At 41.3% G+C, this 24926-nt stretch carries 21 protein-coding genes; 10 read left to right on the top strand and 11 right to left on the bottom strand.

Going from position 1 to position 24926, the window contains the following annotated elements:
- Window position 1: 1 nt before the first annotated feature.
- Window positions 2–580 (bottom strand): nitroreductase, encoded by a 579-nt coding sequence (locus GSQ84_RS03795; RefSeq protein WP_158795911.1) that lies wholly within the window; start codon window positions 578–580, stop codon window positions 2–4.
- A 107-nt stretch (window positions 581–687) separates the two neighbouring features.
- On the opposite strand from GSQ84_RS03795, the gene GSQ84_RS03800 reads away from it, so the two are divergent.
- The 3 genes from GSQ84_RS03800 (at window position 688) to GSQ84_RS03810 (ending at window position 3307) form a co-directional block, all read left to right on the top strand.
- The gene (locus tag GSQ84_RS03800; protein WP_158795912.1) at window positions 688–2310 is read left to right on the top strand and encodes an ABC-F family ATP-binding cassette domain-containing protein; all 1623 of its coding nucleotides are present in this window, start codon (window positions 688–690) and stop codon (window positions 2308–2310) included.
- An 81-nt stretch (window positions 2311–2391) separates the two neighbouring features.
- Window positions 2392–2580 carry a hypothetical protein gene (locus tag GSQ84_RS03805; RefSeq protein WP_158795913.1) on the top strand — a complete coding sequence of 63 codons (189 nt, stop codon included), beginning with the start codon at window positions 2392–2394 and terminating at the stop codon, window positions 2578–2580.
- Window positions 2581–2875: 295 nt separating this feature from the next.
- Complete coding sequence (locus GSQ84_RS03810) at window positions 2876–3307, top strand: Fur family transcriptional regulator (protein ID WP_158795914.1); 432 nt, start codon at window positions 2876–2878, stop codon at window positions 3305–3307.
- A gap of 18 nt (window positions 3308–3325) precedes the next feature.
- Here the strand turns inward: GSQ84_RS03810 and GSQ84_RS03815 are convergent, their stop codons facing one another.
- The 4 genes from GSQ84_RS03815 to GSQ84_RS03830 all read right to left on the bottom strand — a co-directional run bounded on the left by GSQ84_RS03815 (window position 3326) and on the right by GSQ84_RS03830 (window position 6534).
- Window positions 3326–4075 carry an ABC transporter ATP-binding protein gene (locus GSQ84_RS03815; protein ID WP_158795915.1) on the bottom strand — a complete coding sequence of 250 codons (750 nt, stop codon included), beginning with the start codon at window positions 4073–4075 and terminating at the stop codon, window positions 3326–3328.
- Window positions 4072–4938 carry an ABC transporter permease gene (locus GSQ84_RS03820; protein WP_158795916.1) on the bottom strand — a complete coding sequence of 289 codons (867 nt, stop codon included), beginning with the start codon at window positions 4936–4938 and terminating at the stop codon, window positions 4072–4074. Before GSQ84_RS03820 ends, GSQ84_RS03815 begins: the two co-directional genes overlap by 4 nt.
- Window positions 4938–5909, bottom strand: a complete 972-nt coding sequence (locus tag GSQ84_RS03825; RefSeq protein WP_158795917.1) for an ABC transporter substrate-binding protein — start codon at window positions 5907–5909, stop codon at window positions 4938–4940. Before GSQ84_RS03825 ends, GSQ84_RS03820 begins: the two co-directional genes overlap by 1 nt.
- Window positions 5910–6033: 124 nt before the next feature.
- Window positions 6034–6534, bottom strand: coding sequence for a peptidylprolyl isomerase (locus tag GSQ84_RS03830; RefSeq protein WP_158795918.1), 501 nt, complete (start codon window positions 6532–6534; stop codon window positions 6034–6036).
- A gap of 250 nt (window positions 6535–6784) precedes the next feature.
- Here GSQ84_RS03830 and GSQ84_RS03835 point away from each other — a divergent pair, with 250 nt between their 5' ends.
- Window positions 6785–9520 (top strand): bifunctional YncE family protein/alkaline phosphatase family protein, encoded by a 2736-nt coding sequence (locus GSQ84_RS03835; protein WP_254070770.1) that lies wholly within the window; start codon window positions 6785–6787, stop codon window positions 9518–9520.
- A gap of 8 nt (window positions 9521–9528) precedes the next feature.
- Here the strand turns inward: GSQ84_RS03835 and GSQ84_RS03840 are convergent, their stop codons facing one another.
- Together GSQ84_RS03840 and GSQ84_RS03845 are read right to left on the bottom strand one after the other, a co-directional pair.
- Complete coding sequence (locus GSQ84_RS03840) at window positions 9529–10449, bottom strand: glycoside hydrolase family 25 protein (RefSeq protein WP_254070771.1); 921 nt, start codon at window positions 10447–10449, stop codon at window positions 9529–9531.
- Between the two features lie 59 nt (window positions 10450–10508).
- On the bottom strand, window positions 10509–11879 hold the full coding sequence (locus GSQ84_RS03845) for a dipeptidase (RefSeq protein WP_158795919.1): 1371 nt from the start codon (window positions 11877–11879) through the stop codon (window positions 10509–10511).
- 150 nt (window positions 11880–12029) lie between these two features.
- Here GSQ84_RS03845 and GSQ84_RS03850 point away from each other — a divergent pair, with 150 nt between their 5' ends.
- The 3 genes from GSQ84_RS03850 (at window position 12030) to murA (ending at window position 16466) form a co-directional block, all read left to right on the top strand.
- Window positions 12030–14333 carry an ATP-dependent helicase gene (locus tag GSQ84_RS03850; protein WP_158795920.1) on the top strand — a complete coding sequence of 768 codons (2304 nt, stop codon included), beginning with the start codon at window positions 12030–12032 and terminating at the stop codon, window positions 14331–14333.
- A gap of 86 nt (window positions 14334–14419) precedes the next feature.
- Window positions 14420–15106, top strand: a complete 687-nt coding sequence (locus GSQ84_RS03855) for a DUF4290 domain-containing protein (RefSeq protein WP_158795921.1) — start codon at window positions 14420–14422, stop codon at window positions 15104–15106.
- Between the two features lie 34 nt (window positions 15107–15140).
- Window positions 15141–16466: a UDP-N-acetylglucosamine 1-carboxyvinyltransferase gene (gene murA / locus GSQ84_RS03860; protein ID WP_158795922.1), complete on the top strand. Its 1326-nt coding sequence runs from the start codon at window positions 15141–15143 to the stop codon at window positions 16464–16466.
- A gap of 248 nt (window positions 16467–16714) precedes the next feature.
- Here murA and GSQ84_RS03865 read toward each other — a convergent pair whose 3' ends face one another.
- The 4 genes from GSQ84_RS03865 to GSQ84_RS03880 form a co-directional block, all read right to left on the bottom strand.
- Window positions 16715–18076 carry a pyridoxal-phosphate dependent enzyme gene (locus GSQ84_RS03865; RefSeq protein WP_158795923.1) on the bottom strand — a complete coding sequence of 454 codons (1362 nt, stop codon included), beginning with the start codon at window positions 18074–18076 and terminating at the stop codon, window positions 16715–16717.
- Between the two features lie 157 nt (window positions 18077–18233).
- Entirely contained in the window at window positions 18234–19325 is a 1092-nt protein-coding gene (gene dprA, locus GSQ84_RS03870) for a DNA-processing protein DprA (protein ID WP_158795924.1), read from the bottom strand.
- Window positions 19326–19373: 48 nt separating this feature from the next.
- A complete protein-coding gene (gene rsmG / locus GSQ84_RS03875) occupies window positions 19374–20006 on the bottom strand; it encodes a 16S rRNA (guanine(527)-N(7))-methyltransferase RsmG (protein ID WP_158795925.1) in 633 nt (210 codons plus the stop codon).
- Window positions 19997–21118, bottom strand: coding sequence for a glycosyltransferase (locus tag GSQ84_RS03880; RefSeq protein ID WP_158795926.1), 1122 nt, complete (start codon window positions 21116–21118; stop codon window positions 19997–19999). The genes rsmG and GSQ84_RS03880 overlap by 10 nt, the downstream gene beginning before the upstream one ends.
- 262 nt (window positions 21119–21380) lie before the next feature.
- Here GSQ84_RS03880 and tgt point away from each other — a divergent pair, with 262 nt between their 5' ends.
- From tgt to GSQ84_RS03895, 3 genes are read left to right on the top strand one after another with little or no spacing between them, the layout of a single operon-like run.
- Window positions 21381–22511: a tRNA guanosine(34) transglycosylase Tgt gene (gene tgt / locus GSQ84_RS03885; protein ID WP_158795927.1), complete on the top strand. Its 1131-nt coding sequence runs from the start codon at window positions 21381–21383 to the stop codon at window positions 22509–22511.
- On the top strand, window positions 22512–23615 hold the full coding sequence (locus GSQ84_RS03890) for an LptF/LptG family permease (protein ID WP_158795928.1): 1104 nt from the start codon (window positions 22512–22514) through the stop codon (window positions 23613–23615).
- A complete protein-coding gene (locus GSQ84_RS03895; RefSeq protein ID WP_158795929.1) occupies window positions 23615–24508 on the top strand; it encodes a DMT family transporter in 894 nt (297 codons plus the stop codon). The genes GSQ84_RS03890 and GSQ84_RS03895 overlap by 1 nt, the downstream gene beginning before the upstream one ends.
- The last annotated feature ends 418 nt before the right edge of the window (window positions 24509–24926 follow it).

Raw genomic sequence — 24926 nt, forward strand, 5'->3', positions numbered from 1 at the left:
ATTAATCTTCTATCCACCTCACTTTATCCGCTATCGGGCTGCGTTTAGCCTGACGTGGTTCTTCGTTATGGAATCCCATGAAGAACAAGCCGAAACATTTTTCGTTGGGTTCCATGTTAAAATAAGCAGGAAGCTGTTCAATAGTTCCCGGAGAGCTCCAGTAGGCTCCGATCTGCAGGGCTTCGGCCGTTAAGGCCATATTTTGCACGGCACAGGCAAAAGCCGCGATTTCTTCCCATTCAGGAATTAAACCAGGGTGCAGCTGGGCGTTGAGCACAATGACGCAGCTCGACTGGTCGGCCTTTTCTACCAAAGAATCATATTTCTTCTGCAGGAACTGTGCCGGAGGTGTTTGCTCCTGGTATAAACGTGCCAGTTCCAGTCCGAATTTATGCTTAGCCTCTTTACGCAGAACGATAAAACGCCATGGCTCGGTTAATTTATGTGTAGGTGCATAATTGGCACTCTCTAATATCTGAAGGATATATTCATCAGGGATTTCCTGCGGGGTGTAACTTGGTGGAAAAATACTTCTCCTACGCTGTATGATTGAACTGAGTATCTCTATTTCGCTTTCCATAATCTGTAAAAAAACAAAAATAACATTTAAAGCTGAACTAATGAATCCTATCTGTTCAAGGCATTTTATTAAATTATCGTTACCTTTGCGGCTTATTTTTGTGCAATATGATTTCAGTATCTAATTTATCCCTGCGTTACGGAAAACGTACCTTATTCGAAGATGTTAACTTGAAATTTAACCATGGCAATTGTTATGGTGTAATTGGAGCTAACGGCGCGGGTAAATCAACTTTCTTAAAGATCCTGTCGGGCGAAGTCAATCAAACTTCGGGTAGCGTTGCTTTTACTCCGGGCGAGCGTATGGCGGTTTTAAAACAAGACCACTATGAGTTTGACGAGTTTACTGTATTGGAAACCGTCATGATAGGTCATAAGGAATTGTATGATATCATGAAGGAGAAAGATGCAATCTATTTAAAAGAAGATTTCACAGATAAAGACGGTGAGCGTGCCGGTGAACTGGAAAACAGGTTTGCAGAAATGGATGGCTGGAACATGGAAAGCAATGCAGCAACCATGCTGAGCAATTTAGGTATCAAAGAAGAACACCATCATAAACAGCTGAAAGAGCTTGACGGTAAGCAAAAAGTGCGTGTATTGCTTGCACAAGCCCTTTTTGGCGATCCTGATATCCTGCTGCTGGATGAGCCTACGAATGACCTGGATATAGAAACTATTGCCTGGCTGGAGAATTTCCTGGCCGATTACCAAAGCATTGTATTGGTGGTATCCCACGACAGGCACTTTTTAGATGCGGTTTGTACACACATTGTAGATATCGACTTCAGCAAAATGAGTATCTACTCAGGTAATTATACTTTCTGGTATGAATCCAGTCAGCTGGCATTGAAACAACGCGGCGACCAGAATAAAAAACTGGAAGAAAAAGTAAAGGAACTGCAGGAATTTATCCAGCGTTTCAGTGCCAATGCTTCCAAATCCAAACAGGCAACTTCACGTAAGAAAGCCCTGGATAAAATTGACCTGACCGAGATCAAACCTTCGAGCCGTAAATACCCGGCTATCATGTTCAATAACCTGGGCAGGGAAGCAGGCGATCAGATTCTTCAGGTAGAAAATCTGTCTAAAACCGTTAATGGAGAGGTTTTATTTAAGAACACGAATTTCATGGTAAGCAAGGGCGATAAAATTGCCATTGTTTCACAGAACAGTTTAGCTACTACTGCTTTTTATAACATCCTGACTGGTCGTGATAAAGATTATACCGGAGAATTTAAATACGGAATTACCATTAATACCGCGGATATCCCTAATGATAACTCTGCCTATTTCGAAGGTAAAGATATGAACCTGGTAGACTGGTTAAGGGAATACTCTGATACCGATAAAGACGAGCAGTTTGTAAGAAGCTTCCTGGGCAGAATGCTATTCTCAGGAGAAGAAGTATTAAAAAATTGCAAGGTACTATCAGGAGGAGAGAAAATGCGTTGTATGTTCTCACAGATGATGCTTAAACATGCCAACCTGCTGTTATTTGATGAGCCAACCAATCACCTTGACCTGGAGTCGATCACTGCGTTGAACAATGGGTTGAAGGACTTTAAAGGAACTGTTTTGTTTACCTCAAGGGATCATGCCTTAACCGAGTCGGTAGCTACACGTGTGATAGAGCTTACCCCAAATGGGTCTATCGATAAAATGATGAGCTATGACGAATACATCAATAGTGAAGATGTAGCACAATTAAAGGCAGAGCGCTATAAATAAAATTCTTTTTCTATAATAGAACGGGCATGGTAAAACTTTATCATGCCCGTTTTTGTTATACAGCTATAAAATATTTTAGTCATGGAAAGAGAAGAAATCAAAACAATATTAGCGTCAATTGACAAACAAATTAGTTCTTCAATTCTGGGTGGTATGGAAGAAGAATATGAAGAATTAGAACGAATGGGCTATATCAAACTTCATGATGACGAAGCGCATCCTTCAGCTACGATCACTGAAAAAGGTATGGAATACCTGGAAAGCAATTAAAACGAAAGCATTGTAACAGTTGATGACGCTGCTACAAAGGCTTTCTACCTAAACCAAACAAAGAAGATAATTATAGTATAAACGCTATTTCTACTAAAAGCTGGAATAGCGTTATTTATTTTTATGGAAACGTATCCAAAGGCTTCAACAAAAATCCAGCATCACTAATGCAATGACGTTGCAAATATAAACAACAATCACAGTAATGCAATCAAATTGCATTTTTATTTTTGAGTGTATAAAAAATTTGTTGCGCGATCAGGCTATTGGTATATTTGTTGATACCTTGTAAGCTATGAAGATCAATCCTGTTAATATATTAAAAGAGCATTCCCTGAAACATACCAAACAAAGGGTTCGTGTACTGGAAGAGATTGCATTGGACACGGTTGCTATTTCACAACCAGAGCTTGAAAAGAAATTGGGTAAAGAAATTGACAGGGTAACCTTATATCGTATTTTGAATATCTATGAGGATAAAGGCATCCTTCACCGGATCATGGACATGAACGGCACTGCCAATTACGCCATTTGTTCTTCTTCCTGCTCAGAAGAGCATCACCATGATGAACATGTACATTTTAATTGCACCAGCTGTTCCAAGATCTACTGCCTGGACGTAACAGTTCCAAAGATGGTTATGCCACATGGATTTAAAGCAGTTTCCATGAACACTACAGCCTATGGCATTTGCGAAAAGTGCAATTTGCTCGTAAAGGAAAATTAGAATTGAGGTATTAATCTTTTAAGCGAACCACTCAAAAAGATCATTTTGTTTGATTGTCTTTCTTGCTTCGCCTGTTACATCGTGGATGATCTTACCTTCTGTCATTTGGAGAATACGATTGCCATAGGTAAAAGCATCTTTTAAATTATGGGTGATCAATATCGATGTCAATTGATAATCTTTGATCAGTTTGTCGGCTGTTTTCATGACCACATCGGCAGAACGCGGATCAAGCGCAGCTGTAGGTTCATCCAATAACAAGACCTCACATTTATCCATTACTGTCATCAATAAGGTTAAAGCCTGTCGCTGTCCGCCGGAAAGTGTGCCCATTGGCTGATGGATCTTATTTTCCAAGCCCATCTCTAAGCTTGATATCACCTCTTTAACCGACTGAATATAGGCTTTATCAATTCCAATACCCAGGCCCTTTTTATGGGTACGCAGGGAGGCCAATCTAAAATTATCTAATATACTCAGATCAGGAGCAGTACCGCTCAGTGGATTTTGAAAAACACGTGCAATCCATCGGCTACGTTCATAGTCAGGCAAACTGGTGACATCTTTATCACCTAAATTAACCGTACCCTCACTCGGGAAGATACTGCCTGCGACCATGTTCAACAGTGTAGATTTACCAGAACCATTTGAACCTACGATGACCACAAATTCGCCCTTTGCAACATGCAAATCAATTCCTGTTAAGGCAATTACTTCATTGGCTTTACCCCGGTTAAATGTTTTATGTATCCCTTTCAGATCTATCATGACTTTTGGAAACTGATTTTTGGTAAACTCACAATTAATAATACAAATACTGCTGTTACCAGTTTCAGCAGGTTTGCATCTACACCGATGGATAAAGTTAAGGCCAGCACCAGCTGGAACACTACCGCTCCCAGCAATACTACCGCCAGACTCAGCCAGACTGAAGTAATAGAAAACCAATTGATGAGGGTCTCCCCTATGATCACAGAACCCAGACCCACGATCACTATACCTATCCCCATATTCATATCGGCAAATCCCTGGAATTGGGTGATCAGGTAACCGCTTACCGCAGTCAGTGCATTGGCTAAGGCCAATCCAATGATCTTCATCCTGTCGGTATTTACCCCAAGGGCTTTGATCATAGACTCACTGTTCCCGGTTGCACGCATAGCGATCCCGAAATCAGTTTTCAGCAAATAGCCGATCAGCAGGGTAATGAAAACAACAAATACGATTAATATCCAGAATGAATTTTGGTTAGGATCGGCAGTGATATTCACCAGATTAAATAACGTAGGTGTATTGACCAATGGCAGATCAGAGCGCCCCATGATGGTTAGATTGATGGAGTACAAAGCCGTCATCACCAATATACCAGCCAGCAGCGCATTGATTTTGAGTTTGGTATGGATCAGTCCTGTTAAAGCACCTGCAATGGCACCAGCCACAACTACTGCAGGCAGAACCAGGTAAGATGGTAAATGATTGGTGAGCATGATCGCAGTAACTACACCACCCAGGGTATAACTGCCATCCGTAGTAATATCAGGAATGTTAAATATCTTCATGGAGATATAAATGCCTAAGCCTATCCCCGAAAAACACAATCCCTGCAGCAATGCGGTTAAAAAGAAATCCATTATTTAACGGCTTCGAAGTTTGAAGGTAAGGTGATATTATATTTTTTGGCCGCTGCCACATTGTAAACGCGTTTACGCACTTTTACCATTTCTGGTTTTAAGTTGCTGGTTTGATGTGTTTTTAAATATTGTGCAGCCTGCTCTCCTGCCTGATAACCCCATTGATAAATATCAGCGCCAAATGCAGCCACAGCACCACGTTCCACCAAACCAGCTTCACTGGTAAAAATAGGCACATGCTTTTGGTCGCAGTTTTTCAGGATAGTTTCAAAAGAAGCAAATACTGTATTGTCCGGATTGGCAAAAAAAGCATCCAGGTTTTTGCCAAGTAATGATTGTGTAACCAGCTGCGCATCTGCTGAAGTATTAACAGGGATAGCAATTAAGGTGACATTCAATTTTGTGGCTAACGACTTGATTCTGTTCATTGCATCCACAGATTGTGGCTCTGACTGATTGTATATCATTCCAACCACTAATTTTCCGCTTTTAGGTTTGAGTACTTTAGGGATAATAGAAAATGAGGTATCTATATAATTCACATCTTCCTCTGCACCAAAACGGTTAGCTGGGCCTTTGCCGGCAGCATCTTCCACCTTCATTAAAGCCGCAGTGGGTGATACCATTTGAAAAATAGGTATAGTTTTAGTTTTTTGGAGTGCCGATATGGTAGATAAGGTAGTACAGGTAGCCATCAGCGTAACCTTTTCGCCGATAAAATAGTTAACGATTTGCGTGAGCGTAGGAATACTGCCCTGTGCATTTCGGTAGATGATCTTTACATTATGCTGCCCTTCACTAAAGCCGTTCTTTTTTAAAGCATCTACAAAGCCAGTATGTGCTTTGGCAATGGTGGCATCCTCAAAGGCATCTACAAAGCCAATGACAGGTACACCATCTTTTTTTGCCGAATTACAAGCTAAAAACAGGAAGAGCGTTACGCTAAGCAGGAGTAAGAATTTGCGTTTCATTCAGCTAATTTAGGTAATTTTCTTCCCTGAAGCTATCGATTTTAGGTCAAATTAATGCTTAAACAGCGGATAACAAAAAAGGGGAAGCAAATCTGCTCCCCCTTTTCTGTTAATTATATCCGGACTAGTGTCCAGAATGTCCGTCAGCACCATGTGCATGACCGTGACTTAATTCATCTTGAGTTGCTTCACGTACAGCAAGGATAGTACCACCGAAGATCAGGTTTTTACCAGCCATTGGGTGATTTAAATCTACCGAGATTGTATCTTCGTGAACACCGGTTACACCTGCTCTGAAGTGGTTTCCTTCGTTATCCTGTAAAGGAATAACGTCACCAACATTAGGAAGGTCAACATCTTTGAACATATCTTTTGGAAGATCTGCAAATGCTCCCGGATCCAATTCACCGTAACCATCAGCTGCAGTCAGCTCAAATTTATATTCATCACCAACATTCAGACCAGCTAAATGCTCTTCGAATTTAGGTAACATCATACCTGTACCGTATAAGAAAACCAATGCATTTTGCTCATCAGCTTTTTCTACGAAAACTTGTTGTCCCTCTTCATTAGTCGTATGCAGTTCGTACGTTAATGAAACTACTGTATTGGGTTTAATACTCATTGGAATCTTATTTAGTAAATTAATTTTATGCTTTTACAACTGTTGCTGCCAACAGCTGATTTGATTTATTTCGGCAAATATAGATTTTTGTTTTTAATCCTGTGCTTATCTTTAACAAAGGAGTTTTAGAATTGTTCCCGCCTGCGTATTTTTATTTGAGAATGGGATTGATACGAATTCCTTAATTCTTTCTTAACCACAATTGTATGTTATTGTTTTAATTTTACTCCATTATTCTGATTAAAAATTTATGCGTAAAAAAGCACTCATCTTTAGCCTGTTTTTATCTTGTTTCCTCTTTATAATGATTGGCTGTCATACGATAGGCAATAAAAAGCACGCCGAGGTCAATGAAGAGGCAGCTATGCATAGTGCGTATGACGACAGTACGCTTAACCGTAATATTCTGCCGGTACTTATGCCATATAACCGGATCATTGATCCGGCAGGTAAAGTTGTATCTTTTGGAGATCCCGACGACGAGAATCACAGCATGGATGTAAGGATTTTGCCAGGCAGCAAACTGATTGTAGTGGAAGATAGGTATGGCATTACGCTAATTGATACAGTAAAGAGTAAAGTGGTTGCAGGATGGAGATATAAAGAAAGCACCTTATATAAAGGTATGACTAGCACTTATTCGGGGCTAAAGGTATTACCTGCTCAAGGTGGCACAGAGATATTTTGGAGTGCCGCCGCCGGCACAGGTGCCAAATCCCGTTCTTTCGTTTTCCAGGCTTTATGGGATGGTGAAAAGATCACCATTAAAAATACGTTTAGTTTTAGGCCGGAGGGGGAATCTCCCCTGGCTTTGCCAAATGACCTGGCCATCAATAATGAAAATGGAGTAAACTATCTCTACGTTGTTTTGAATGGCAATAATCAATTGGTTAAAATCAACCTGAATACCAGGCAAACTGTATGGACAAAAACTACCGGAGTTGCCCCTTATGGCATAACCATCACAGAAAATAAAGCGTTTATCACCAATTGGGCCGGTGCAAAAGCGGTAGATACCTTAAAGAGGGAAACAGCTGGCGTACCTTACGGCAAAGCTTACATCGATCCTAAAACAGGTGCTACGTCAACCGGTACTGTAATGGTGATGAATCTGGAAGACGGTAAGCTGATCAACGAAATATCTGTTGGATTACATCCCAATGCGATTATCAGCAGTGCTGATGGAGAGTTTGTATATGTTGCCAACGGCAATAGTGATCTGGTTTCTGTGATTTCGGCCAAATCGCTTAAAAATATGGAATCAATCGGTGTAAAATTAAACCCCGGCAGGCAAAGTTATATTGGTGACACACCCAATGCACTGGCAATTAATCCAGAAGGAACACAATTATATGTAGCCAATGGCCTGGATAATGCCGTTGCGGTAGTAAGCCTGGGTGCAAAATCAGCTTCAAAAGGTACCGGCAACAGAAGCAAGGTCAAGGGGTTTATTCCTACCGAAGCCTATCCGGGGGGATTGGCAATTGACGGTAACCTACTATTTGTAACCAACCTGGAAGGTGAAGGCGCCCGTGTAAGCACCAGGGAAATCAGTAAATCCGGCATAGGCGGTGAATTACCAGATGAGAATGCAAAAGCTTATAATTCGCACCATCAGAAAGCCACAGTTTCTATCATTCCCATACCAGAACCTGAATTATTAAGCACCTATACGCAAAAAGTAAAGGATTTGAACCTGAGCTTCAGACAGGAAATAGCAAGATTACTGCCCCGCAAAAACATTCCCGCGCAACCAATGCCTGAACGAATCGGTGAACCATCCGTATTTAAACATGTTTTATATATTATCAAAGAAAACCGCACCTATGACCAGGTATTGGGGGATATGCCGGAAGGCAACGGCATGAAGTCGCTCTGTATTTATGGTGATCAGGTAACCCCTAACCAGCATAGCCTGGCACGTAATTTTTTATTGCTGGATAATTATTACGCTTCCGGTAAATGTTCGGCCGAAGGCCACCAGTGGACAGATGCCGCAATGGTGACCGATTATGTAGAAAAAAGTGTAAGATCATGGTTTAGAAGTTATCCCCATGTACAGGAGGATGCCCTGGTCTATGATGGAAATGGTTTTATCTGGAACAATGCAGCCGACCATGGTAAAACAGTCAGGATATATGGTGAAGCCTGTGCTACCCATTTTGATAAAAAGCTGGATTGGAAAGCTATCTATGATAATTATACGGCTGGCAAACCTTTCAATTTCACCAACACCAGCACGATATCAAGGGTAAGACCGATGCTTTCGCAGAATTACCCCGGTTCTGACGACCATAATATCAATGAACAATTAAGGGCTACCGCTTTTATCAAAGAACTGAATGGTTATGAAAAAATGGAAGGTGATCATTTACCGCAATTGATGATCATGGCCCTTTCATCAGATCATACCGTAGGCACCCGGCCAGGTTTTCCGGTACCAGAGGCGATGGTAGCCGACAATGACCTTGCTTTAGGCCGAATGATTGAAGCACTTTCAAAAAGCAAGTTCTGGAAAAATACGGTTGTTTTTGTGACCGAAGATGACTCACAAGCAGGATGGGACCATGTTTCGGCTTACCGTACAACCGGTTTTGTGATCAGCCCTTATAGCAGGTTGCAGGGAAAAGTTTCTAAAAATTACAATCAGACCTGTATGGTACGTTCTATTGAGCAGATTTTAGGTCTGCCACCAATGAACGTGATTGATGCCACTGCCCTACCGATGTTTGAATGTTTCACCAATAAACCATCAGCTTATACTTATCAAAAGGTGAACAACCACATCCCGATAAATACGATGAACCCGCAGCTGTCTGCGCTTAAAGGCGCGGCATTACATTATGCCAAACAATCTTCCAGACCAGAGTATGACCATATTGATGGAGGTAACGATGATGTATTGAACAGGATATTGTGGTTTGCAGCTAAAGGTAAAAAGGCCTACCCGGCTAAACTTGCAGGCAAGGATGCGGATGATGATTAATTAGAACTTTATCTGATCAGCATCTGCTGAAAAGCCAGACTATCCCCTTTAAAAGCGTTAAAATCCACAATATGGTTAATCCCGGTAATCCTGGCTTTATCAGAATGCTGCCAGAAAAACCACTCTGTATCTTTACCTACTTTTAATTCCGGCTGGTAATAATGCGCAATCCATAAAGGGTACCCATCAAAATGCCCTTTCAGGTAATCCCGGTAAAAGACAAAACCCGAATAAATAATAGGCCTTACCTTGGTTTTCTTCTCTATATGCTGGATAAAATCGGTCAGTTCTGACCGCATTTTTTCGGGTGTCATACCGCACAGATCTTCCACATCCACTACTGGCGGAAGGTCTCCTTCCTCAAACTTGACAGTCTGCAGGAAGAACCTGGCCTGCCATGCACCGGATTTTCTGGCAATGAAATAATGGTAAGCACCGCAAACGATACCTGCTTTAGGAGCTTCGCGCCAGTTGCGCTGGAAATAAGGATCTATACTGGATATTCCTTCAGTGGCTTTGATGAAAGCAAAAGTGATATGCACACTGTCTTCCTTCATTGTCTTTACCTTTTTCCAGTCGATCTTCCCCTGGTATGATGACACATCTATTCCATGAATGCTGTAACGTTTCGGTATGTTAATGGCAAAACTCTTGTAACTACGGTAGTTCGGATCTTCACCTATATCCATCACCCAACGGGTAGTGGAAGTAAACAATTTAAGGACATAACCATAATATAAAGGAGAAAACAGAACCAGCAATAAACCTGCAATCAGGAACTTTACCTGCAGCGGAAGGCCTTTCTTTTTAACTGGAGCTTTCTTTTTTCTTACCGGAGACTTTGCTGCGGCTGGTTTGGCCGTACTTGTCTTTTTAGGTGCCGTTGCTCTTTTTAAAAGCTCGGAATTTTTTTTGTCTATAGGAGGCACGCTGTAAAAATACGAAAGGGCGACCTAACAGCCACCCTTTTTTTATAAATTAATAAAAATTATTTACTCAGCTCCGCGAAATACTTGTGAAACAAAGGCAGGGTTTCAATCCCTTTATAATAGTTATAGATGTCATATTTCTCATTAGGCGAATGCAGGGCATCGCTATCCAGACCGAAACCCATTAATACCGATTTGATACCCAATACATCTTCAAACAAAGCTACAATAGGGATACTTCCCCCACCCCTTGTCGGGATAGGTTTCTTGCCAAAACTTTCTTCGATAGCTTTCTCAGCGGCACGGTAAGCTATGCTGTCTGTAGGTGTAACTACTGGTTCGCCACCATGGTGATTGGTTACTTTAACCGTTACAAACTCAGGAGCTATCTTTTCAAAATGCTGCTGGAATAACTCCGCGATCTCTGCTGATGTTTGGTGCGGAACCAAACGCATAGAGATCTTGGCATGTGCTTTTGAAGGCAATACTGTTTTAGCACCCTCGCCAATATAACCGCCCCAGATGCCGTTGACTTCTAAAGTTGGCCGGGTACCGGTACGTTCTAAGGTAGAATAACCTTTTTCACCCCATTCAGATTGAATACCCAGGTCTTTTTTATAGTCATCCAGATCAAAAGGAGCTGTATTTAAAGCTAACTTTTCTGCGGTAGGCAGTTCCGTAACGTTATCGTAGAAAGCAGGGATAGTAATATGGTTATTTTCATCATGCAAAGAGGCGATCATCTTGCATAAGATAGTAATCGGGTTGGCAACTGCGCCACCATATACACCAGAATGCAAATCCCTGTTCGGGCCGGTCACTTCCACCTCCATATAAGCTAAACCGCGCAGGCCTGTTTCTATAGAAGGGTTTTCCATGCTGATCATCGAGGTATCTGAAATCAGCACTACATCTGCCTTTAGGCGTTCTGCATTGGCATTCACAAAAATACCGAGGTTAGCAGAACCAACTTCCTCTTCTCCTTCAATCATGAACTTCACGTTGCAGGCTACTGTATTGGTCTTCATCATCAGTTCAAATGCTTTTACATGCATATAGAACTGTCCTTTATCATCAGCAGAACCACGTGCATAGATCTTTCCATCACGAACGGTAGGTTCAAAAGGAGGTGTATGCCATAATTCTAATGGGTCTGCAGGCTGCACATCATAATGACCATACACTAAGACTGTAGGCAATGCGGCATCGATGATTTTTTCACCATATATAATAGGATAACCTGCGGTTTGACATACTTCCACTTTATCGGCTCCGGCGGCTGCCAGTTTTTCGGCTACAAAGTCGGCCGTTTTTAATACATCTCCCTTGTATTTTGGATCTGCACTTACCGAAGGGAAGCGTAACAATTCGAACAGCTCATCCAAAAAACGCTGTTTGTTTTCTTCTACATATTTTTTTATCTCTTGCATAACAAATGATTTTGGACAAATATAGAATAATTGGAAACCTGTTAGGCAAGATCGGCTGATAAAGGAAATTATCAATTTTACCAACATACTTAGATAAGAACCGAAGATTTGTTATTTTTGTAGCTTTTAATACGCAAAACAAAATTCAATTTGGATTACTTAGCAGGATTAAACCCTCAGCAACGTGCAGCAGTAGAGAATACCCAGGGACCAGCAATGATTGTTGCAGGTGCAGGATCGGGTAAAACCCGTGTAATTACTTACAGGGTGGCGCATTTGATTGAAAAAGGTGTGGATTCGTTCAATATACTGGTACTAACCTTTACCAATAAAGCATCAAAAGATATGCGCGAGCGTATCTCTAAAGTAGTAGGTACAGAAGCAAAAAACCTTTGGATGGGAACTTTTCACTCCGTTTTTGCCAAGATCCTGCGTGTAGAAGCTGAAAAAATAGGCTATCCATCTAACTTCACCATTTATGATACGGACGATAGTAAAAGCCTGATCAGGGCGATCCTCCGGGAGATGCAGCTGGATGATAAGTTATACAATGCGAATTTTGTCTATAACCGTATTTCTTCGGCCAAGAATAATCTGGTAAGTTATGGCGAGTACATGCAAAGCGCAGAGATACAAGCGGAAGACATCAGCAATAAACGCCCGATGATCGGTACGATCTATGAAACTTATACCAAACGCTGTTTTAAAGCGGGAGCTATGGATTTTGACGATCTGCTGTTCAAAACCAACGTATTGCTAAAAAACCATCCTGATGTTTTGAACAAATACCAGCAGAAATTTAAATACCTGATGGTGGATGAGTACCAAGATACTAACTTTTCACAGTATACCATCGTTAAAAAACTGGCTGCAGCCTATCAGAACATCTGTGTGGTGGGTGATGATGCGCAAAGTATTTATGGTTTCCGTGGTGCCAACATCCAGAACATCCTGAATTTTGAAAAGGATTATCCCGATTTAAAAGTATACAAGCTGGAGCAAAACTATCGCTCTACCCAAAATATCGTTGAAGTGGCCAATAGTATTATTGCCAACAACAAAAACCAGCTGGAGAAAAATGTATTCTCCGAAAATGAACTTGGCGACAGGATCAAGGTTTCTCGTGCCTTTACAGATAATGAAGAAGGTAAAATCGTTGCCGAGTCTATCGTGCAGGACAGATCTACCAATGGTTTAGCTTATAATGATTTCGCTATCCTTTACCGCACCAATGCCCAATCCAGGGCGATGGAGGAAGCTTTAAGAAAACTAAACGTACCTTATAAAATCTATGGCGGGCTTTCATTTTATCAGCGTAAAGAGATCAAAGATTTAATTGCCTATTTCCGTTTAACCTTTAATCCAAGTGATGAAGAGGCTATCAAAAGGGTAATTAATTATCCAAGAAGAGGACTCGGAGATACCACTGTAGATAAGATCATTGTAGCTGCCGATCAACACGATATCACCATGTGGCAGGTGATCTGCGAACCGCAAACATATATTGCAGGGCGTATTGCCAACCAACTGAATGATTTTTCTATGCTGATCAAAAGCTTCCAGGCTGAGTCAAAAAAACTGGATGCTTATGAAACAGCTTTATATATAGCGCAGCATTCTGGTATTTTAAAAGAACTTCATACCGATGATAGTATTGAAGGCCGCAGCAGGTATGAAAATATACAGGAACTACTGAACGGTATCAAGGAATTTGCAGAACGTGAAGACATTGAAGACCGCAGTCTGGCAATTTTTATGCAGGATATTGCGTTATTGACCAACGACGACAGGGCCGATGACAAACAACCGGATACCGTTTCCCTGATGACGATTCACTCGGCTAAAGGACTGGAATTCAAGAATGTTTTTGTGGTAGGACTGGAAGAGAACCTTTTCCCTTCTCAAATGTCACTCAACTCAAGGACAGATCTGGAAGAAGAACGCAGGCTTTTTTATGTGGCCATCACCCGTGCTGAGAAGAAACTTACCCTTACTTATGCCACTTCCAGATACCGATGGGGAACACTGACCAATTGTGAACCAAGCCGTTTTATCAGTGAGATCAATGGCAAATACCTGGAGCTGGAAACAGTGAAAGCACCTAAAATGAATATCGGATCTGACAGTTTCGACGGAGAGCGCAGGTCATGGTCGCAGCAAAGGGATATATCAAGTAAGCCAAAACCTGCTTCATCAGGAAGTTCAGCTACTTCTGCCCCGCCAAGGCCAAAAAACACAATGCTGCCTACTGCTCACATCCCTACACCGGGCTTTACGCCTGATGCCGCCAATGCCTTTCAAAACGGCATGGAAGTTGAACATGAAAAATTTGGATTTGGCAAAATCGTTAACCTGGAAGGCACTTTACCCGATGTAAAAGCGACCGTTTTTTTCCAGGGATTAGGAAATAAGCAATTGTTATTAAAATTTGCTAAATTGCGGATTGTGAAATAAGGTTATATCTTTAACCAAAATATAAAAAACAGGGCTTTAAGCGCTTTACAACCCACTTAGCTGCTTGCCATTAGAAATAATATAGAATGAATTTCGACTATAATACCACAAGAAACGAGTTAATTCTTGCAGAATACGGACGTAATGTACAGAACATGGTGAAGTATATTATTGAACTTCCCGATCTGGAAGAGCGTAATAAATATGCACAGGCAGTGATCGACCTGATGGGTTTTTTGAATCCCCATTTGAGAGATGTTGCCGATTTTAAGCATAAACTTTGGGATCACTTACACATTATCTCCGGATATAAGATTGAAGTAGACAGTCCCTATCCTAAACCAACTCCTGAAATGGCGCTGGTTAAACCGGCACATATTGGCTACCCGCAGCAAAAAATCAAGTACAAACATTACGGTAAAACGGTTGAGGTACTGATTGAAAGAGCTAAAGCAGTGGATGAACCTGAACGCAGGGCAGCCATGGTACAGGGTATCGCTAATTTTATGAAAATGGCTTATGTAACCTGGAATAAAGACAGTGTTGCAGATGAAACGATCTTCAAAAACCTGCGTGAACTATCTGGCGGACAACTGGAACTGGAAGAAAATGTAAACCTGGCCAAGGTTGAATTCAGACCTCCGGTAAACAGGGCTGCTACCAACGCACGCGGACGCAATAATAACAACAACAATAAAGGAAGACAAAACAACAATAATAACAATAACAACCGTCCCCGCAGCAATAACAATAACCCGAAACAAAGACACTAACGGTATCCTTACATCTTATTAGGTTAAAAAATACATGAACGCATTTGAAATTATAGGCGGGAAGAAATTAAAAGGCGAAATACAACCGCAGGGGGCAAAAAATGAAGCCCTGCAAATTATATCTGCCGTTCTACTGACAGAAGAGAAAATAACCATCAGCAATATCCCGGATATTAAAGATGTAAATAAGCTGATTGAGTTGTTAGGTGATTTAGGTGTTACCGTAGAACGTTTATCTAAAGACACTTACACTTTCGAAGCAAAAAATATAAACCTGGAGTTTTTTAAATCAGATACGTTTAAGTCCAAAGGCGGAAGCCTAAGGGGCTCTATCATGATTGTAGGCCCACTTTTAGGACGTTTTGGAAAAGCTGCTATCCCTAAACCAGGCGGCGACAAGATTGGCCGCAGAAGACTGGACACCCACTTCCTTGGATTTGAAAAACTAGGTGCAAAGTTCGTTTACGACGCAAAAGAAGCCTTTTTTAATGTAGATGCGACCAACCTTCAGGGTGCTTATATCCTGCTGGATGAAGCTTCGGTAACTGGTACTGCCAACATCGTGATGACAGCAGTATTGGCCAAGGGCATTACTACCATCTATAATGCTGCCTGTGAGCCTTACTTACAGCAATTATGCAAAATGCTTAACCGCATGGGCGCCAAAATATCAGGTATCGGCTCTAATTTATTAACTATTGAAGGCGTGACCAAACTAGGCGGTACAGAACACAGAATGTTGCCTGATATGATAGAAATTGGTTCTTTTATCGGCCTTGCTGTAATGACCGAATCAGAGATCACCATCAAAAATGTTTGTTACAGTGAGCTGGGAATGATCCCTGATGTATTCAGGAAATTAGGTGTAAACTTTGAATTAAGAGGTGACGATATCTACATCCCTTCTCAAAAACACTATATCATTGATACTTTTATCGACGGATCTATCCTTACCATTGCTGATTCACCATGGCCAGGCTTCACTCCCGACCTGCTGAGTATCATTCTGGTTATTGCTACACAGGCCAAAGGATCGGTATTAATCCATCAGAAAATGTTTGAAAGCCGACTGTTTTTTGTAGATAAACTGATAGAAATGGGTGCACAGATCATCCTTTGTGATCCGCATAGAGCTACAGTTAATGGTATCGACAAACAATATCAATTGAGAGGAATCAGCATGACTTCTCCTGATATTCGTGCAGGTGTATCCTTATTAATTGCAGCATTATCTGCCGAAGGAACCTCTACAATCTATAATATTGAGCAAATAGAACGCGGTTACCAGGACATCGATACCCGTCTGCGTGCATTAGGTGCACAGATCAAAAGGGTTGACGGAAACGGACCAAGTCACTAATCAATTCGCTATAAAAATCAAGCATTTACGCCCAACCGGCCATCATGCTATAGAAGATCTCCAAAAAAGAGGAACCCCTCTCTCCATGCCTTCAAGCGCGTTTCAGCGGTTGGCAGCATGGAGAGAGGGGTTCCTCTTTTAGCGAAGCCAGATGAAACTCAACTAGCCGGGTAATGTATTCGGTATATTACAAGTGATAAAACACAGGTCAAAGGAGTATTACAATAGTGCATTAAGCCGTCACTGCATTAAGCCGATATCGCATTAATGATGTCATACTGAGTAATAATCTCAAAATTACCTTTCTCATCTTCAACCAGTACCGCACTGTTCTCTTTATTAATCAATGCAGAGATCTTATCAATTGAAGTATTCAAATCCACAAAAGGAAAAGTAGCCGTCATGATCTCTTTTACAGAAGCCGATTTCAAAGCAGGATTCTCCATTAATGCCCTTAAGATATCCCCTTCAGCCAGTTTCCCTACAATCATTCCCTGCTGGGTAACCGGAATTTGCGAAATATTCAGGCTATTCATCGTATTAATCGCCTCTACAATTGTCTTCTCACAATCAATCGTAATGATCTCTGTATGTTCTTTTTTGGCCAGGATAGACTTAGCGGTTAACTTCTCATCGGTTAAGAAACCGCGTTCCCTTAACCAGTCTTCATTGTACATTTTACCCATGTAACGGCTTCCATGATCATGAAAAATGATCACTACCACATCTTCTGGTTTAAGTTTATCCTTCAGTTGCAATAAACCCGCAACAGCAGATCCGGCAGAATTTCCTACAAATATCCCCTCTTTACGGGCAATATCACGGGTCATTAAAGCTGCATCCTTATCGGTTACTTTTTCAAACAGGTCAATGATATCAAAATTTACGTTTTTAGGCAGGAAATCTTCGCCAATACCCTCAGTGATATAAGGATAGATCTCATTCTTATCAAGGATACCTGTTTCTTTATATTTCTTAAATACCGATCCGTAAGTATCAATTCCCCATACTTTAATATCAGAATTCTGCTCTTTTAAATATTTTCCGGTACCAGAGATCGTACCACCCGTACCTACTCCTACTACCAAATGGGTAATCTTACCTTCTGTCTGTTTCCAGATTTCAGGCCCCGTTTGCTCATAATGTGCTTGTGTATTAGAGAGATTATCATACTGATTTGGTTTCCAGGAATTAGGAACTTCGCGTTCCAACCTTGAAGAAACTGAATAATAAGAACGCGGATCTTCTGGTTCTACATTGGTAGGACAGACAATAACTTCAGCACCAAAAGCACGTAAAGCATCAACTTTTTCCTTCGACTGCTTGTCGGTTGTAGTGAAAATACACTTGTAACCTTTAATAATAGCAGCCATTGCCAGACCCATGCCTGTATTTCCTGAAGTACCTTCAATGATGGTTCCGCCGGGTTTAAGCTTACCGCTTTTCTCTGCATCTTCAATCATTTTCACTGCCATACGGTCCTTAATAGAGTTACCAGGGTTGGTAGTTTCTATTTTAGCCAGTACAGTAGCCTGAACATCTTTCGTAATGTTATTTAATCTTACCAGGGGAGTATTCCCAATAGTCTCTAATATATTGTTATACCACATGAAACAAAAATACGACTTGATTCCTAGATTTTTATTTAAATAAATTATTTGAAATCTAATTCTGATTTATTGGTGCTGATGAAATTTTATTCTGAAACAATCGGGACAGATGATACCTAACCTAGCTAATATATGGCCGAATAGAAGAATATAATGGCTAAAGAAGCTGATAAACCTTCCCCGGCAAGGAAACAATAACACCTTTCATCTCCAGATTTAGCAGAAATCCAGCCAGTTTACTTTGCTGAATTTCTGCCTTTAGCGCCAGTTCATCCACCCGTAAAGAAGAGGATTTTAGCAGGCTAACGATTGTTTGTTCAGGAGCGGAAAGATCTGTTATCACTTCTAATTGGAGGTTCTTCTTCACCGGAGCAGTTGTTTCCCAGCCCATATAATAAGGGATATCACGCGGGTGACTGAGCAGCCCCGCCCTGTTGGTTTTGATCAGAAAATTACAGCCTTGTGAATAGGTATGGGTTGTTCTGCCGGGAAAGGCATAAACATCGCGGTTATAAGAATTGGCAATTTCCGCAGTAATCAGCGCCCCACCTTTCAGCGCCGCTTCCACTACAATCGTTACATCGGCCATGCCTGCAATAATGCGGTTGCGCTTGGGAAAATTCTCCTTGTCAGGATTGGTTCTGAGCGGAAATTCAGTAATTAACCCACCATTGAGGAGCATTTCATTGGCTGTAGACCGGTGCCCGGGAGGATAAAGCCGGTCGAGCCCATGGCCTAACACCCCTACTGTAGGGATCTGATGCAGCAAACTCTGCTGATGCGCAGCAATATCAATCCCATAGGCAAGCCCACTAACGATCAGCACATCATAAGGTTTTAAGGTTTCTGCAAGCTGCTGACAAAGCATTAGTCCATAAGGCGTGGCCATTCTGGTTCCTACAATACTTACGATCCGGGGGTGGTTCAGGTTAGCTGTTCCTTTATAATACAACAAAATAGGCGCATCATAACAGTGTTTTAAACGCTGGGGATAACGGTCGTCAGTATAAAACAGCACCTCAATATGGTGTTTCTCCAGAAATTTCACTTGTTCCTTTGCCATGGAGATGGCGTCGGTAGCCAGGATATGACCGGCAGTTAAACTGCCTATTCCTTCAATTTCCATTAGCTGTTTCTTTGTTGCAGAAAAAACAGCTTCAGGACTTCCAAACGCGGCCAGCAAGCTCCTGGCAGTGACATGGCCTACGTTTTTAATTAGTGTTAGGGCGATCTGATAAATTAAACTCATAGGCTAACTTAATACGAAAGCCCCTACCGATGGTAATTTATCTTAAAATTATTGCGGAATGTAGACGATATATTTCGTTTCAAAAAACTCTTCTTCAAAATAAGCCGACAAAGGATAGAGTTCTGCTTTTAATCTTGATTCCTTAATTTCTTCTGCCAGCTCTCCTCCTTTTAAATACAAAATACCATTGGCAATTGCATTTTTAGAGTCCTTATTGAACTTATCCTTAATCCAGGGATAGAATTCTATTAGTCGCGTTACTGCACGTGATACCACAAAATCATACTTATCATCTACTTGTTCTGCACGTAAATGAGAAGCTTTTACATTTTGTAAACCCAGCGCAGCCGCCACTTCGGTCACTACTTTGATCTTTTTACCAATAGAATCTACCAAATGAAATTGCGTTTCAGGAAATAAGATGGCCAGAGGAATACCTGGAAAACCACCGCCTGTACCTACATCCAACACCTTTTCTCCTGGTTTGAAAGAAATGAATTTCGCTATTCCCAGTGAATGCAGGATATGACGTTCATATAATTCCTCGATGTCTTTCCTGGAGATCACATTGATCTGCGCATTCCAGAAACTGTACAACTCGTACAATTGGTCAAACTTTGAAATCTGATCTTCACTGAGGTTTTTGAAATATTTTTGTACGGGGGCTGAGCTTATTTCCACTTTACTTTTTTAACAAATATAGACAGAATGCCATTAAACACTAAGAAAATGAACAGTAGAATGTCCAGAAGCGGGAACCACCATCTCAAACCAGCGTAATGGAGACGTTTTAACAGGCGCGGATAGATAAAGCTCCTGATGATCAAACTGAGAACAAAGATACCGCCAGCGATGTATATGGCAGGTTTAAAGAATAACAGGGCAATAAACAGTACGTAGAACAGGAATTGGAAGATGATTTGTACTGATAAAATAAATTTATGTGCTGGTTTATACAACTTACCTGCTCCAAAATGTCTTTTTTTCTGTCGGAGGTAACCTAAAAAGCTGGTATTAGGCTCAGACCACACCTGTGCATGCAGGTTAATCCTGATTTCTGTATTCCTGCTGTGAGCGTTGGCATTGACAAAAAGATCATCATCGCCGGAAGGAATATGCATGTGTGCGGCGAAACCTTTGCTTCTGAAAAACAGCGACTTTTTATAGGCCATGTTACGTCCAACACCCATATAAGGGTTCCCTTTTAAGGCGAAAGAAAGGTAGTTAACTGCGGTAAAGAATGTTTCAAAACGGATCAGGCTATTCAACAATCCGCGTTTGCGCAGGTATGGGGAATAACCCAGTAAAATTTCCGTATTATCGTTTTCAGGCTGCTGCATATCCAGTAACCAATGGTCGGACGCAGGTACGCAATCGGCATCTGTAAAAACCAGCCATTCATTCGAAGTGGCTTTAATACCCATAGTCACGGCAAATTTCTTACCTGCAATAAACTTACCACCGTCACTAACCGTCACGATTTTCAGGTGTTTGTACTGCTCGGCAAAACCTTCCAATACCACTCTGGTTTGATCCCAGGAACGATCGTTCACTACAATAACTTCAAAATCGGGGTAATTCTGTTCCAGTACTGCAGGTAAGAATTTAGTCAGGTTTTCTGCCTCATTACGGGCGCAGATGACCACACTTAATGGATTTCTGGCCTGTGAGGGGATATCTTCGACTTTAACAAGAGCGAGTTTTAAGTGTATAAACAAGCTGAAATACAGCTGAACAGCAAAACAAAAAACGAGGGCGCCCAGCAGGCAACTCTCTAATAAGGTTAATTCCACAATGGTGTTTTTGGATTGGTCAAATTTCTGGTTTTTAATCTATAATGTACCTTTATGTTGATAAAAAATTTAAGCCTGTAAATCGGCTGTTTTTTCCTACTTTTGCCCAGATTTTTTGCAAGCACACAGACGCTTACGAAACATCAGGAAAAGAAGGCATTTCATTTCAGCGGCCGGTGATGATGTGAATCATGACTACAGCTAAAATGCAGCCTGAAGACAATTCAATAGCAATAAATGCTATTGAAAAAACCAAACATTGATGAAATTTACCTTAGAGGCAAACGATAGCCAGTCCAAAGCAAGAGCAGGGACAATTACTACGGCACACGGAGAGATTCAAACCCCAATTTTTATGCCTGTAGGTACCGCAGGAACGGTAAAAGCCGTTCACCAGCGGGAACTGGAAAATGATATCGATGCCAAAATTATCCTGGGAAATACCTACCATTTATACCTCCGCCCCGGGCTGGATATTATAGAAGGTGCCGGTGGATTGCATAAATTCATTGGCTGGGACCGTCCGATCTTAACAGATAGCGGCGGTTATCAAGTGTATTCTCTAAGTAAAGTAAACAAGATCAAAGAAGAAGGTGTTACTTTCCGCTCGCACATAGACGGATCAAAACACCTTTTTAGTCCTGAGTATGCGATGGACATCCAGCGTACCATTGGTGCCGATATTATCATGGCATTTGATGAATGTACACCCTATCCATGTGATTACAAGTATGCGGCAAACTCGATTAACATGACCCATCGCTGGTTAAAACGCTGCTGTACCCGGTTTGATACTACTGAGCCTAAATATGGCTTCGATCAAACCTTATTCCCTATTGTTCAGGGTTCAGTTTATAAAGATCTGAGACAAAAATCTGCTGAATTTATCGCCAAAATGGACCGCGAAGGTAATGCCATTGGTGGTCTTTCTGTTGGTGAACCCGCAGAAGAAATGTACGCCATGACCGAGGTGGTATGTGAAATTTTACCGGTAGAAAAACCACGTTACCTGATGGGTGTAGGTACACCGATCAATATTTTAGAGAATATTGCGTTAGGTATAGACATGTTTGACTGTGTAATGCCTACCCGGAATGCCCGGAATGGCATGCTGTTTACCAGGAATGGAATTATTAATATAGGCAATAAAAAATGGGCGGATGACTTCTCTCCAATTGATGCAGAAAGTGATTTATATGCCGACCAGGTATATTCTAAAGCTTATTTAAGGCATTTAATGCACTCTAAAGAGATGCTGGGATCGCAAATTGCGACATTGCACAACCTTCATTTTTACCTGTGGCTGGTTAAACAAGCCAGGGAAAAGATCATCAGCGGTGAGTTTTACGCCTGGAAAAATAAAATGGTGACTATATTAGGGAACAAATTATAGATGAATATCTTCAAAAGCAGATTAAAGATTATTGACCGCTATATTATAGGCAAGTACCTCGGTACCTTTGTTTATACCTTAACCGTATTTGTAGTCATTATCGTAATTTTTGATTTGTCGGAGAAACTCGATGATTTTTTAGGTAACAACCTGACCTTCTGGCAAGTAATTAGCCTGTATTATGCAGGTTCTATTCCTTTCTATGTCAATATGCTTTCGCCTTTGATCAACTTTATTGCCGTAATCTTTTTTACGGCAAAAATGGCAGATCAGACGGAGATCGTTCCTATTTTAAGCGGCGGGGTAAGTTTTAACCGCTTCCTGCTACCCTATTTTGTTTCTGCTTTCATCATCTTTTCTGCCAATTTAGCTTCCAATTTATACATCCTTCCTTACACCAACCAGCTTAAAAACAGCTTTGAAAACACTTATGTAAAAAAGAACGACCCATCGAGCAAGACCAATATCCATATGAAACTGGATAAAAACACGTATATCTACATGGAAAGTTTTGACAACAAGTCAAAGTCGGGCTACCGCTTTTCACTGGATAATTTTGATGGGGATGTGATGACTAAAAAGCTGGTTGCCGACCAGATCAAGTGGGATTCATTAAAACATAGCTGGAAGATAACCAACTATTCCATCAGGAATATCAAAGGGTTGAAAGAGACCATGATCAAAGGAATGGGCAAGGAAAAGGATACCGTACTGGATATGCGCCCGGATGATTTCTCCGCTTATGAAAATGTTTATGAAAATCTCTCCAACAGGGAGTTATCTGACAAAATAAGAAAAGAAAAATTCAGGGGAACAGGTATCATCAACGATTTGCTTTTCGAAGAATACAAACGCTGGTTGCAGCCTTTATCTGCATTTGTACTGACTCTGATCGGCGTAGCACTGTCTTCACGTAAGGTGAGGGGTGGTGTGGGCTTACCTTTAGGGATAGGAATTTTTCTAAGTTTTGCCTATATTGTAGTGAACCAGTTTGCCAAGATGTTCTCCATTAAAGGGGGCATTCCGCCACTGATAGCGGTATTGATACCTACAATTTTCTTTGGATTGCTGGGTCTGTACCTATTGAAAAAAGCACCAAAATAATGACCGATAATAAGCTCTCTACCCTCAATAAGAACCTGCTCATACTTCATTTTACTGTCTTTATCTGGGGATTTACGGGTATCCTGGGTGCCCTGATCTCTGTAAATGCAGTGCAAATGGTATGGTACAGGGTGCTTATTGCAAGTGTAACCTTGTTCTTTTATTTCAAACTGAGCGGATTGCCGCTTAAGGTAACTACCAAAGAGTTCTTCCAGTTCTTCTTTACAGGCAGTATTGTGGCCCTGCACTGGATTTTATTCTTCTCGGCGATCAAAGTATCTACCGTATCCGTTACGCTCGTATGCCTCTCTTCTTTTACATTATTTACCGCTATCCTTGAACCGATCATCAAAAAAACAGCTATACAGATCGGCGATATCTTCATCGGACTAATAATCATCGCAGGGATTTACCTGATTTTTAAGTTTGAATCCAACTATACAGAAGGTATTATTTTAGGTCTTTCCGCCGCTGTTGCCTCAAGTTTATTTTCCATTATCAACTCCAATCTGGCTCAAAAAAGTGATGCCCGGGTAATAGGTTTTTATGAACTCTCCGGTGCTTTTTTCTGGATTACGATCTATCGTTTGTTTGACCGAAGCCTGTTCCAGGAGGGCTTTAACCTGAGCACATCCGACTGGATTTACCTGATGATTCTGGGCACGATCTGCACCGCCCTTGCATACATCGCAGGCGTATCTGTGATGCGTACTTTATCGGCTTTCCGGGTAGCGCTGATCAGCAACCTTGAACCCGTATACGGGATCATTCTGGCTTTCATTTTTTTTGGTCATAAAGAGACGATGTCTACCGGATTTTATATGGGATCTGCCCTGATTTTAGGTGCTGTATTTTTATACCCGATTTACAAAAAACGTATCAGCAGAAGCTAGTCTTTTTTTTCAGCAGGAGGGGAGAGGATACATCCATTTCAAACTTCCAACCTCCCCTTTTATCACCCTTACCCGAGCTTCTTCAAGACCTCAACCCCGAACCATTTCCAGCCTGTAGACAGGCCTCTACAAACGCTTAATCCAGGTTGTATTTCCCATCACCTAAGCCTACTGCTTCCGTTGATGCCGGCCTCTGCCAACTCCCCTTTCCAGCCTTTAGTCTTTCCATTTACGACCGCTGAAGTTACTAGTTTTAAAGAGCCTCAATAGCTTTCTGAGAGGCCGGTCATCTATCGGTTTAGCTGCCTCGCGAACCAAAAAAAACCGGGGTATATTATACCTTCAAACTGCCCGGTTTATAGACTAAACAGTGGCGGGCACTGGCAACGATAGTGTAAATTCCGATCCGTTTTCACTT

This window comes from Pedobacter sp. L105, from assembly GCF_009765875.1.
Lineage (GTDB): Bacteria > Bacteroidota > Bacteroidia > Sphingobacteriales > Sphingobacteriaceae > Pedobacter.